Origin of the sequence: Levilactobacillus tongjiangensis, assembly GCF_003946345.1 — a bacterium.
Taxonomy (GTDB): Bacteria; Bacillota; Bacilli; order Lactobacillales; family Lactobacillaceae; genus Levilactobacillus; species Levilactobacillus tongjiangensis.
In genome coordinates this window covers 144,377-156,563 of the sequence record NZ_RHNY01000002.1, presented here as the reverse complement: position 1 = coordinate 156,563, position 12,187 = coordinate 144,377, and the positions used below count along the sequence as shown (strand labels likewise).

Below are 12,187 nucleotides of genomic sequence, written 5' to 3'. Positions count from 1 at the left end.
AGCAGAATAGAAGTATGTGTACGGCTTCAATGGTGTTAATAATGGCAAAATGTCAATTAACTCCTCCAACGATTGAAGTTCCGTGGCAGGCTCTCACCTGAATATGTACCTACATTATAACGTGGTGAGCAAGACCTGTAAACCGTAAAACACAAGATTCTTTTAAAAGATTAAGATTAGTAAAACGAAAAACGTCAGTAACGCCGGCATTCCTTGCAGCCAAAATATCTCCTTTTTAACGGTGAAGGCACCGAAAAGGGCCACAATTACGACAAAAATCATCAAAAGTGAGTTAATGATCAAACGTGGTTCGGTGGTTAGGACACGTTGACTGGCTAAAATTAAGAAGCCCAGCATCCCGTTGTAAATTCCCATATTACCTAAGGCTGCCTTCGCAGGGGCTTGTTTAACAAAGCTGAGGGGCATACCAAATACCTTAGCCTGTGTTTCAGGTTTCCCCCAGATTTCTAGGCACATGATGAATACGTGCTCGAGACCGATTAAATTAATTAAGATTGTACTGATTAAAATCATAATTATTGCCTTCTTTCTAGTGATTAGTTATAGTATAACTTAACGGTGTGGGTCATTACCCATTGAACGACAAAATGTTTAAAACTTTAAGCTAAATTTTAGTTTGGCGTGTAGAATAATTAAGTGAGGATGTTTTTGTCAGGGGAACTCAGTTCATTCACGGGGAGAACGGCAGAACGACAGACCTATTTGAAATTTTGAATGGAGGAATTACCCATGAGACTCCTAGACTTAACTGGCGAACAATTCGGCAGACTGACGGTTATTCGTCGTGACGGTACCGCTAAGAACGGCAACGCAACCTGGTTGTGTAAATGTTCTTGTGGCAATTTAGTGGCGGTGGACAGCTACCGCTTGCGCCATGGTATCACGGTTAGTTGCGGCTGTTATCGTCGTGACATTAGTAAGGAACGATTGACTAAGGATCCCCGGACCCGTAAGCAAATCGGCAATGCCATGAACCTCCCATTGGTGAATGGCTCCAACGTTGCTGCATTGACTAAGATCAGTTCCCGAAACATTTCCGGTGTTATCGGTGTGAGTTTTGATAAGCGTTCTGGTAAATGGGCCGCTCGCTTGTTCTACCACGGACGTTACATCTTAAACCAGACCTTTACCGACTTCTACGATGCCGTTGCGGCGCGTAAGCAGGCGGAACAACAACTGGCTAAAAGTGATGATGTTCAAATGAAAGCCTCCGTTGAAGGCTAATTCAGCGGATTAACCAGCAAATAATAGAAGCCAAGTGGTCGATCCTGCGGGGTCGGCTTTTTTGGTGGATTGATTGACGTTACCAGGACCACCCGGTATATTGAACGTAATCAGGTTTTAGAGAGGAAGAGGAAAGATGGATTATCGTGAAGAAGCGGATACATTGGGGACGGTTAAGGTCCCGGCTAAGGCTCTGTGGGGCCCCCAGACGGAGCGTAGTCGCCACAACTTTACGACGGGACCGTTAATGCCAATGGTCCTGATTCGCGCGTTATTGCAGCTTAAGCGGGCAGCTGCCATTGCCAACCGGGACTTGGGAGAGATTCAAATGGCCAAGGCCCAATTGATTATTCGGGCCACGGAGGACCTGTTAAATTTGTCTGATAGTCAACTGCAGCAGGACTTTCCGCTGCGGGTCTATCAGACGGGGTCCGGCACGCAGACGAATATGAACGTCAATGAAGTAATTGCCCACCAAACCGTGACGTACGATCCGACAAGCGGGGTTTTACCCAATGATGATGTGAATCGTGGTCAGAGTTCCAACGATACCTTTCCAACGGCGATGGCCGTGACGTCAACCGTGGCCGTTACTAAACTAGTTACACAGTTGGATACGTTGATAACGGAATTACAGACGAAGCAACAGGAATATTGGCAAGTAGTCAAGATTGGGCGGACACATTTGCAGGATGCCACGCCGTTAACCTTTGGTCAGGAAATCAGTGGGTGGGTCAGCACTTTGCAACATGATCGTGATTACCTAACCTCGTTAGCACCAACGCTGGGGGAATTACCAATCGGTGGGACGGCTGTTGGGACGGGATTAAATGCGGCTCCCGGATTTGCCGCCGCAGTAGCCGCCGAGCTGAGCCAAGCCTATCAGCAGACGTTTACTGCGGATACAAATAAATTTTTTGGATTAGCTGCTCATTCCGGCTTAACCGTCGTTCACGGGGCTATTCGAACGCTAGCCGGTGACCTATTGAAAATTGCCAACGACATTCGATTCTTGGCCAGTGGCCCGCGGGCTGGCTACAATGAATTAAACATTCCCGCCAACGAGCCGGGATCTTCAATCATGCCTGGCAAGGTCAATCCCACTCAAGCAGAAGCACTGACCATGGCGGCGACACGGGTGATGGGCAACGATGTGACGATCTCCATGGCAGCTTCCCAGGGGAATTTTGAATTGAACGTTTATAAACCAGTCATCATTGCCACTTTCTTGGAGTCGACGGACCTTTTGAGCGGGACGATTGCCAGTTTTACCACCAAATTGATTCATGGACTCACTGTTAATGCGGATCGGATGACCGAACTGGTTGATCAGTCCTTGATGACGGTGACGGCTCTCTCGCCCCACATTGGGTATCATGCTAGCGCTGAAATTGCCCAGCAGGCTGAGCGAGAGGGGACAACTTTACGAGCTGCTGCTATCCAGTCTGGGAAAGTGACGGCGGCTCAGTTTGATGAATGGGTCGATCCCTTAGCAATGACGAATAACAATCGAACTAGAAACTGATCGTTTAGGCAATCTAGTGGGTTCTTGTGCCTTACCGTTCGCCAAATTTGGACTGGAACGCGGTGGGAAGGACGGGACAAGCCAAAGGACGGTCTTGTCCCTCGCTTGAAGCCGCAAAGCACGTCTTCAAATCGCCATTTTCAAGAAAATCACTTGAAAATCCCACGGCTGAGTCCAAATTTGGTTCACTCCCGGCTACCCAGTGGCGCGCCAATAATATTGCGTAAGTGCTGTCATTCAGGCATTTAAGCTAGCTTAGTTTTCAAGAACCCGTTTAACCGAAGGTGGTCGGAGGTGGAGCCTGCTGTGTCGACGGTGTTAGCCGATTTTCGGCTTACAGCGTGGGACGTGTTTGGAGACTGGTGGTTTTCCAGGCTTCAAACCGAGCCGAAGGACCGCTTCTCAGACCGTAGGCGTTCCCCACAGCGGGCGGAATCTCTGAGTGCAGCAGGTGGCTGGGTGAGGCTAATTTTAAGTAAAAGAGTCAAATTTAATTGAATTTACAACGGATAGTGACCTGATTGGCGGTCACTATTTTTTTGCCGTTATTTTCAGGTATACTGCGATTACGTGTTTTTTTGAAAATAGGTGTTACCTTTTGCCAACTCGTTCGTTATCACTAGTGAAAGGGGGCAGACATGCGGTTACAGGCTTATGAACGGCTGGTCGGTGAACTAGCAGTTGAAATTCGAGGTTACCTGATCAACCGGGGCGCTGATCGAGAGATTGCGGCTGACGTGGTGCAGGATGTATTTGTTAAATTATTGGAAATGCAGTTAATTTTACCACCTGATAAATTACGACCGTATATGTATCGGGTGGCCTGGTCAACGTATCTGGACGGGTATCGTCGGCGCCAGCGTTACGCCGAAATTGTTCAAAACTACTTACGACCAATGCTGGAAACTGTTGGTAATATACCGATTGAGACCGGTTTGGCATTAGCTTTGACACGACTGTCCTCGCGGGAGATTTCCTTATTGTTGCTCCGCTATGAAGAGGCTTTATCCGTAGCGGAAGTGGCTGCGCGGTTGGGTGTGCGACCAGGGACGGTTAAGATGCGGTTACATCGTGTTCATCGCAAACTAGAAAAAGTAATGAGGAGTGATGGGGATTGAACGAAGGAAAGAAGTTTCGGCGGTTGGCACTACGGGTAAAAATCTTTCGTTGGATTGGTACGGTTATGATTGTCCTAGTTGTGTTGCTGTTGGTGGCCATCGGTAGTTATAAATTAACGCAAATGAAGGCAGCCAATGAATCTAATGCACAGATGAACTATCTAGAAATGGTTTCGCAAATTATGGCGCCTAATATCCAAACTAGTGAGTTGCGATTGAAGGATACCTCCCTGCTTGGGGGACAGGTTTTTAACCGACGATTCAAGGATGTCGAAGGGGTTCACGTTCCCTGGTCATCGCTCACGGCAACGTATTCCTGGTTGGACGGTTCTCATATATCGGGGAATATGAACGCTGTTGAATCCAATGGGACTAGTGGTGCTGTCTATGATCGGGAGACCCAGCAAAAAGTACCCGTGTTTTACAATCCACGTTTGAAAAAGGCGGCGGAGAAACCAGCTCACGATTTGCAAAGAATTGCGGATCAACGAAATGCTGTGGTTGAGATGGGGGTTACCTTCAAGGAACCACTGAGTTACGCTACCATTCAACAACGGCTGCCAAAAGGGGTCCATCCAGCCTGGTATTGGATTGGGGTGGAGAAGAAGGCCGACCCAACCTTTATGGATAATAATTTGTTTGGCTTGAATGTTCAAAACGCAGCCGGGACACTGAATGAGGATGATTATCGGGGTTTTCATCAAGGCTTAGTTTATGCCCATCAGCATGACCTGGGTTTGAGCTATGATGACGTTAATATTTTCAAGTTTGCTGATCAGTACGCTAAGCAATATCCTAAATTACGGACGGCCAAGTTTGCTGGCCTCATCGTTACGGGAAATAGCGAAGCGTTTAAGCCGTTGCTAAAAGCGACTTGGATCGCCAACAGTTCAGTTGGCATCTATCAGACCCGCACACCAGTAAAATGAGTATTCAATGAGAATTCCTTGACTTTTTACTCATCAAAGATTAATGTAAATGACAAGTTAGTTTTCAAGAATAGGTTTATGTCAGGATATTTCCTGGATAAACGGTGGGTAACCGCAATGGCGCCTTCAGTCGGGAAATTTGACTGAGGGTGCTTTTGACGTAAAAAGGAGTGTGGCGTATGTCAGAAAGTACGGACAAATTGAAAACGGCCGTGACAGCGGCTTTAGAAGAGGATCATCAACGTTTAGCGGATTATCTAAAGATTGAAACGGTATCCGCACAAAATAAAGGTATTGAGGAGACCGTTACCTTTCTAGAGTCAGCGTTTCAGGAGTTGGGTGCCGAAGTCTCGGTGTGGCGGGATGTACCTGGCAGTAATCCGTTTGTTTTTGCCACGCTACCAGCAGGGCCACGGGGGAACGCTGACAAGACGTTACTCTTCTATAACCATTATGACGTTCAGCCGCCAGAACCGTTGGATGAGTGGCAAACCGAACCTTTCAAATTAACCGAAGTGGCTGGAAAGTACATTGCCCGCGGCGTTTCGGATGATAAAGGTGAACTCATGCTACGCTTGTCTGCCGTGAAAGCTTTGCAACGTAGCGGTGGGTTACCATGCAACCTCAAGTTTGTCGTTGAGGGGGAAGAAGAGATCGGTAGTCGTCATATTCCTCAGATGACCGTCAAACACGCTGCTGACTTGGCTGCTGATGGCCTCGTCTGGGAAACTGGTGGTAAGGATGCCGACGAGAATTTTGCCATCACCTGTGGCGTGAAGGGTATCATGAGTTTTGAACTTACCGTTCAGACGGCAGCGGTGGATTTACATTCTTCACTGGCAGCCTACGCTGACAACGCTGCTTGGCGGTTGACCCGAGCGTTAGCTTCCTTACGTGGTCCGAAGAATGAAGTCTTAGTAGATGGTTTCTACGATGATGTTCGGTCACTGACACCGGTTGAGCAGACTGCTGTGGATGAGATGAACTTTAACGAAGAGCAAACTCGGAAGACATTCGGGCTGACAGCACCATTAGTGATCGATGAACCAACCACAGCACTGATCAACGCAACGACCATGACCATTAATGGGTTGACCAGCGGCTACGAGGGCGATGGGGTTAAGACCGTTTTGCCTAAGTTTGCGAAGGCTAAGCTAGACTGTCGACTAGTACCAAATCAGGATCCACATAAGCTAGCAGAATTGATTCAACAGCAGTTGACGGTCAACGGTTTTTCCGATGTCAAGGTTAACTACTTACTGGGTGAGAAACCATTTCGCTCTGACTTAACGGATGAACTGGTCCAGACAGCGGTGGCAACTGCTCATGAAGTTTATGGTAATTCTGTGAAATTAGTTCCAAACTCTGCCGGAACTGGGCCGCAAGCACCATTTGATGAGGCAATTCAGACACCAATCGTGGCGTTCGGATCCACCTGGTCAGGTTCTGGGGCCCACGCGCCAAATGAAAACATCCGAGTGGCTGATTACTTACAGGCGGGGGAATACACCGCTAGATTCATTCGGGCATTTGGTGAAGGCTAGGAAGTTGTGAATGATCATGAAGGAGAGGTCTGATGAATGATAACGTTCCATCGTTCAGTGAATCACATATTTAATGGAAGAAAAGATTTTAAGTTTAGATGTTAATTAGCTATTTTTGGGTGAACAAACCGTGCTAAATCAGGGATTTTTCAGTCACAGAGCACAAAAAAGCCACGCTCCCGAGGGAACGTGGTTTTTCTCGTCATAGGTTAAGTCATTTCTGGCGTTTAGATGGAGCCGGCGGGGATCGAACCCGCGTCCTAGCATATTGCCACCTTAACGTCTACACGCATAGGCAGACTACTTATAGTTTCACTGAATAACTTGCCGCCTGTCAGGGCCCACATACTCAGCTAACCTGATTCATCTCTTCTAACGTACTTCAGGTGGGAGCCGTTAGCGTAAGCCCGTTAAATTTAGGACCCAGATCTAGACCGCGGGCAAGCCTAGGAGGATCTACGTTAAGCGCCTATTAAGCAGCTAAAGCGTAAGAATTGTTATTATTTTTTGCAGTTATAATAAACTGGACCTTTTAACGTAGATGCCGCTACGACGCGCAGTCAAGGTTCAACCTATACCAGTCGAATCCAGAACGGCCCCATGACGATACTAATTAAGTTTACCATACCTGCCACGCCCTGCAAAGAATTTCGCTTATTCGGGCTTAAATTAAGGCATTAATGCCTTGAGCAGTATAGTATAATAGGTAGTTGAGAAAGCCTCATAGCCATTAAACCAAGTAACCGGTCAAAAGTTACAGAAACTTCATGGTTCCATCATGACTATTTCCGATGAGCCTGTTAGTTTCAGAGTACCCATGTTCACGAACTTTTGCCGGCTCCGATGACATGACACGAGAATCTTTGGAGGATGCAATGAAGTTATTAATGATTGAAGACAACCACTCAGTATCACAAATGATGTCAATGTTTTTTAAGAAGGAGCAGTGGGACGCCCAATTTGCCTATGATGGCAATGAAGCGGTTGAAATGTTTGCGGCCGCTCCCAACGACTGGGATATGGTCACTTTGGATCTGAACTTGCCCGGTATGGATGGGATGCAAGTCAGTGCGGAGATTCGTAAGTTATCGCCGACAGTGCCGATCATCATGCTCACTGCTCGAGATTCCGAGAGCGACCAAGTGTTGGGGTTGGAGATGGGGGCTGATGATTATGTCACGAAGCCCTTTAGTCCAATTACACTGATTGCTAGAATTAAGGCCCTTCATCGCCGGGCTGGATTAGGAGCTGTGGCAAAAACGGCGGAAAGTGCACCGCTGAACGATACGGAGGCCTTTGACGTCGTTACTGAGAATTTTAAGCTCAATACGAAGACCCGCGAGGCTTACCTGAATGGTCATCAGATTCAGGAATTGACCCCTAAGGAGTTTGATTTACTCAAAACTCTGGCGCAAAAACCGCGTCAGGTCTTTTCCAGAGAGCAATTGCTCCAGCTGGTTTGGGACTATGAGTACTACGGCGACGAGCGGACAGTTGATGCGCACATTAAGAAATTACGACAAAAGATTGAAAAGGTTGGCCCCCAAGTTATTCAAACCGTTTGGGGTGTCGGTTACAAATTTGATGATAGTGGAGCAGATCAACAATGAAGTTAATGTACCAACAAATGTTAGGATTCTTTGCAGCCATCACCATTATCTTGGTCCTGATGGGGGTTTCATATTCCCAAATGACGCGGCACATGGTGTACAGTAACACGTGGAATTCACTGGAAAAGTATTCAAACAGTTTGATTGAACAGTCGTTGCGGATCAGCTCGCAGGATCCTCGTACCGTTAATTTTGATACGACGGCGTTGGAGAATAGTGAGCAGCTCCTGCAAAACCAGGCCGTCAGCACGACCATCTATAGTGCTACGAACAAGATTGTTTTTCCGGCGAACGTTTATCAACAACCCATCAATAAGTCTGATTGGAAGAAACTTAAAAATAATCAGATTATTCACAAAGTGGTCGATCGGCAGGTGCGTAATAAGAATGGACGGGTCAGTCCAGCCATGACTGAGGTCATGAAACCTTATTTTTACAATCACAAATTGGTGGCCGTAGTTGTCATGGGGGCGTTCGTCTCCGACATCAATACCAACGTGAACCAGATCAATCGAAACTTGATTCGTTCCTTGCTAGTTTCCTGTTTGGTGGCCATCGTGGCCAGTTACATCTTGGCGCGGTACTACACCTCCCGAATCAATCGGTTGCGGAAAGCAACCAATCAGGTTGCCAAGGGGAACTATGATGTGCAAATGGCCAGTCGCAATCGGGATGAAATTGATGACTTGATCAATGACTTTAACGGGATGGCTCATTCGTTGAAAGACTCGCAAGAGGAAATTCAACGACAAGAGGAGCGTCGGCGAGAGTTCATGGCCAACGCTTCTCATGAAATGCGGACCCCGCTGACCACCATCAATGGCTTGCTTGAGGGAATGGCGTATGACGCGATTCCGGAAGACAGCAAAGAAGAAAGTATTGCGTTGATGCGAAGTGAAACCAGTCGTCTGATTCGGCTCGTTAATGAGAATCTGGATTACGAGAAGATTCGTTCCAACCAGATTGCTTTAAACTTGCATGAATTCAATGCGGTGGATGCCTTGCATAACATCGTGGAACAGCTAAAGCAAAAGGCGGAAGACAGTGGGGATTACCTGGAGTTGCAGGCTCCCAAGGAAATTGAAGTTTACGCTGATTATGACCGGTTCGTACAGATTATGTTTAACATTACCCAAAATGCCATTCAATTCACCCAGCACGGACACGTCACCATTTCTGCGCAACGGGGCTACGAAGAGACCATTGTGAAAGTGGCTGATGATGGGATGGGGATGTCTGAGGAACAACTACAAAATATCTGGGAACGGTACTATAAGGCAGACCCGTCACGGAAAAATACCAAGTACGGTGAATCCGGTTTGGGCTTGTCCATCGTCCACCAGTTGGTCCAACTGCATCACGGCAAGATCAGTGTGACGAGTAAAGAAAATGTTGGCACCACGTTTACGGTGATCTTTCCAGATCAACATCAGACAAACTCAGAACGTGCACGAACTGATGAAAGCTAAAACTAGGCAGATGGTTACCGCTACTTGTCGCTGAAAACTAACGGCTGTGTTTCACGACCAGCCATGTTACAATGAGGAGACCATTAAGGAGGAAACTTTTGAAACGAGTACAAATTACTGGGAAGTCCGTCCGCAAGTTTGAGGACGGCTATCCCATCGTATCTATCACTGATTTAGAAAATCGTCGCGACTTTGAAGATGGCGCGTGGGTCCAATTGGAAAACCACGAACATTTCGTTGCGATGGCTTACTTCGCTAAACAACACCGAGGTATTGGGTACGTCCTGAGCTTACGGGAAAATGAACCGATCGACGAACGTTTCTTTGCTAGTAAGTTTAGGGCGGCCGCTGCCAAGCGGGCGGCATTTGCGAACACCGCAGCGTACCGCTTCTTCAATGGGACCGGTGATAACTTGGGTGGCTTGGTCATCGATGTTTTCAACGGGCAATATGTCTTCCGTTGGCAAAACAACGCTTTGAAGCAGCAATCACGACTGATCTACGCCGGATTTGAACGTGCAATGGGGAAGGAGCATGTGGTTTTAGCCGCTGCTCCTGGCCAAGATAAGACGCAAATTATCAGTGGCAAGCCCGTTGATCAACCCATGAATGTGATGGAGAATGACATGTCCTTCCCCGTTGATCTGAAGTCAACGCGGCAACAGTTGGCCTTGGAATTCCGTGACGTTCGTGATTGGCTCAAGCAAACCAGTCAACAGAAGCGAATCTTGAACCTGTTCAGTGCTGAAACGGGGGCTGTCTCAGCTGCGATGCTAGGTGGAGCCGTTGAAGCCGTTACCGTTGATCCAACGAACCGGGCAACGACGACTGTTCAGGCGCAGTTGGCAGCGAACAACTTGGACCAAGCAGCGGTTGAGATGCGGACGATGGACGTTGAAAATTATCTTGACTATGCGATTAAGCATGAGTTGACCTTTGATACCATTGTGATTAATCCGCCGGCCTTTATTCGGGGCAAGAAGCGGGCGTTCACCTTGGAACAAGATCTTCAGTCATTGGTAGAACAGGCGTTGCAGCTTGCGCAGAGTGGGACGAACGTCCTAGTGACGACGACCGCACCAACGTATTCTATGAAGCGACTGAAGTTAACGATTAACGATGCGATTCAAAATTATACCGGTCATGTAAGTGTTTCCAAAGAATTTATTTCACCGGATGATTTTTTGACCAACGTTGCGGACCGTCATAGTGAATCGATTAAGGGTTTATTGTTATTAGTTGATTAATGAAAATTCATGAAAATTCATGAAAACTATCAATATGAAGACCGAATGGTAAGATAGACCACTTGCCGTTCGGCCTTTTTTTGAATAAAATTTGTTTACTTTTAAATCGGAAACTATTACACTGACTATTGCAAATCAAAAAGCGCTTACAGAAAATAGTCTACAGAATGAAACGAGAGAGTTGAGGCTTGCAAGATGGGTATATTATTAGCTTTAATCCCCACAGTTTGTTGGGGGAGCATTGGTTTAATTAGTGGACGTTTGGGTGGAACTTCCTACCAACAAACGTTGGGAATGACCGCTGGAGCCGTATTATTCGGACTGTTTGCATTGGTTTATTTTCATAAACCAATTACAGGAATGTCCATGCTGGTTGGGGTTGCATCAGGACTCTGCTGGTCAGTTGGTCAGTTTGAACAATTTCAATCGATGAAGTTTATCGGTATCTCACGAACCGTGCCAATTTCAACTGGTCTTCAGTTAGTTGGGACCGCGTTGGCTGGGGTGCTGTTGTTCCATGAATGGAAGACTACTAAGATGGTCACCATGGGAACTATTGCCGTGATTGTCTTGATTGTTGGGGCAGCGATGACGTCGTTGCGTGATAAGCGGGCAACGGCCGGCGCCAGTCAACCAGTTGAAGCTGGTAAAGGAAGCCTCGCCATTGCGATTTCAACAATTGGTTATGTGCTCTACACGGTTATCGTAACTGCTTCAGGTCTGGATTCTAAGACGGTCCTATTCCCACAGTCCTTAGGGATGATTCTGGGAGCCTTGATTTTCGTGATGTTCTCCCGGCAGAAGGTTTGGCATAAGGCTACTGCTAAGAACGTCATGACTGGGTTGGTCTGGGGCATTGGGAACTTCTTCATGTTCATGTCCATTCCAACAGTCGGCTTGGCAATTAGCTACTCCTTAGCACAATGTGGGATCGTTATCTCTACGTTTGGGAGTATCTGGTTACTGGGTGAAAAGAAGACTAGTCGTGAAATGGTTTATATCACCATCGGCTCACTATTAGTGGTTGTTGGTGGGGTGACCCTGGGCTTGATGAAACACTAATTTGATTCTTAATAAAGGTGGGTCTGGACGATGGTCCGGGCCTTTTTTTATAAGTAAAGGTTGAAGGTACTGAAACACCTTCTATGTTTGATATAACAAGGATTGGATATTAGGGTTTAGTCAGATTTAGTGGAAAATTGCCGCCTTACCGTTCGCCAAATTTGGACCGGAACGCGGTGGGGAGGACGGGACAAGCCAAAAAGCGGTCTTGCCCCTCGCTTGAAGCCGCAAAACCCGTCTTCAAGTCGCCATTTTCAAGAAAATCACTTGAAAATCCCACGGCTGAGTCCAAATTTGGCTCACTCTCGGCTGCCTAGTGGAACACCAATAATATTGCGTAAGTGCTGTTACTCAGGCATTTAAACTAGCTTAGTTTCCAAGAACCCGTTTAACTGGAGGTGGTCAGAGATGGAGCCAGCTGTGACGACGGTGTTAGCC

At 47.0% G+C, this 12,187-nt stretch carries 10 protein-coding genes and 1 other RNA gene; 9 read left to right on the top strand and 2 right to left on the bottom strand.

The window, feature by feature from the left end; translation table 11 throughout:
• Positions 1–162: 162 nt before the first annotated feature.
• The gene (locus tag EKM75_RS01745; protein WP_125691529.1) at positions 163–534 is read right to left on the bottom strand and encodes a DUF1304 domain-containing protein; all 372 of its coding nucleotides are present in this window, start codon (positions 532–534) and stop codon (positions 163–165) included.
• Positions 535–750: 216 nt separating this feature from the next.
• Between EKM75_RS01745 and EKM75_RS01740 the strand changes: the two genes are divergently transcribed.
• From EKM75_RS01740 to EKM75_RS01720, 5 genes are all read left to right on the top strand, one after another.
• On the top strand, positions 751–1,245 hold the full coding sequence (locus EKM75_RS01740; RefSeq protein ID WP_125691527.1) for an alcohol dehydrogenase: 495 nt from the start codon (positions 751–753) through the stop codon (positions 1,243–1,245).
• Positions 1,246–1,381: 136 nt separating this feature from the next.
• A complete protein-coding gene (locus EKM75_RS01735; RefSeq protein WP_125691525.1) occupies positions 1,382–2,770 on the top strand; it encodes a class II fumarate hydratase in 1,389 nt (462 codons plus the stop codon).
• 638 nt (positions 2,771–3,408) lie between these two features.
• Positions 3,409–3,888, top strand: a complete 480-nt coding sequence (locus EKM75_RS01730; protein WP_125691523.1) for an RNA polymerase sigma factor — start codon at positions 3,409–3,411, stop codon at positions 3,886–3,888.
• Entirely contained in the window at positions 3,885–4,817 is a 933-nt protein-coding gene (locus tag EKM75_RS01725) for a sigma factor regulator N-terminal domain-containing protein (RefSeq protein WP_125691520.1), read from the top strand. The genes EKM75_RS01730 and EKM75_RS01725 overlap by 4 nt, the downstream gene beginning before the upstream one ends.
• A gap of 179 nt (positions 4,818–4,996) precedes the next feature.
• Positions 4,997–6,361 carry a M20/M25/M40 family metallo-hydrolase gene (locus tag EKM75_RS01720; protein ID WP_125691518.1) on the top strand — a complete coding sequence of 455 codons (1,365 nt, stop codon included), beginning with the start codon at positions 4,997–4,999 and terminating at the stop codon, positions 6,359–6,361.
• A 229-nt stretch (positions 6,362–6,590) separates the two neighbouring features.
• Here the strand turns inward: EKM75_RS01720 and ssrA are convergent.
• Positions 6,591–6,961, bottom strand: a transfer-messenger RNA (tmRNA) gene (gene ssrA, locus EKM75_RS01715).
• 275 nt (positions 6,962–7,236) lie between these two features.
• On the opposite strand from ssrA, the gene EKM75_RS01710 reads away from it, so the two are divergent.
• The 4 genes from EKM75_RS01710 to EKM75_RS01695 all read left to right on the top strand — a co-directional run bounded on the left by EKM75_RS01710 (position 7,237) and on the right by EKM75_RS01695 (position 11,749).
• Positions 7,237–7,971 carry a response regulator transcription factor gene (locus EKM75_RS01710; protein ID WP_125691516.1) on the top strand — a complete coding sequence of 245 codons (735 nt, stop codon included), beginning with the start codon at positions 7,237–7,239 and terminating at the stop codon, positions 7,969–7,971.
• Positions 7,968–9,440 (top strand): sensor histidine kinase, encoded by a 1,473-nt coding sequence (locus EKM75_RS01705; protein WP_125691514.1) that lies wholly within the window; start codon positions 7,968–7,970, stop codon positions 9,438–9,440. Before EKM75_RS01710 ends, EKM75_RS01705 begins: the two co-directional genes overlap by 4 nt.
• 98 nt (positions 9,441–9,538) lie before the next feature.
• Positions 9,539–10,687 (top strand): class I SAM-dependent methyltransferase, encoded by a 1,149-nt coding sequence (locus EKM75_RS01700; RefSeq protein WP_125691512.1) that lies wholly within the window; start codon positions 9,539–9,541, stop codon positions 10,685–10,687.
• Positions 10,688–10,882: 195 nt separating this feature from the next.
• Positions 10,883–11,749 (top strand): GRP family sugar transporter, encoded by an 867-nt coding sequence (locus EKM75_RS01695; RefSeq protein WP_125691510.1) that lies wholly within the window; start codon positions 10,883–10,885, stop codon positions 11,747–11,749.
• Positions 11,750–12,187 lie beyond the last annotated feature (438 nt).

What these genes read in the sequence shown, in the direction of transcription:
- EKM75_RS01745 (WP_125691529.1), bottom strand. Translation starts at nt 534, where the DNA reads ATGATTTTAATCAGTACAATCTTAATTAATTTAATCGGTCTCGAGCAC.
- EKM75_RS01740 (WP_125691527.1), top strand. Translation starts at nt 751, where the DNA reads ATGAGACTCCTAGACTTAACTGGCGAACAATTCGGCAGACTGACGGTT.
- EKM75_RS01735 (WP_125691525.1), top strand. Translation starts at nt 1,382, where the DNA reads ATGGATTATCGTGAAGAAGCGGATACATTGGGGACGGTTAAGGTCCCG.
- EKM75_RS01730 (WP_125691523.1), top strand. Translation starts at nt 3,409, where the DNA reads ATGCGGTTACAGGCTTATGAACGGCTGGTCGGTGAACTAGCAGTTGAA.
- EKM75_RS01720 (WP_125691518.1), top strand. Translation starts at nt 4,997, where the DNA reads ATGTCAGAAAGTACGGACAAATTGAAAACGGCCGTGACAGCGGCTTTA.
- EKM75_RS01710 (WP_125691516.1), top strand. Translation starts at nt 7,237, where the DNA reads ATGAAGTTATTAATGATTGAAGACAACCACTCAGTATCACAAATGATG.
- EKM75_RS01705 (WP_125691514.1), top strand. Translation starts at nt 7,968, where the DNA reads ATGAAGTTAATGTACCAACAAATGTTAGGATTCTTTGCAGCCATCACC.
- EKM75_RS01695 (WP_125691510.1), top strand. Translation starts at nt 10,883, where the DNA reads ATGGGTATATTATTAGCTTTAATCCCCACAGTTTGTTGGGGGAGCATT.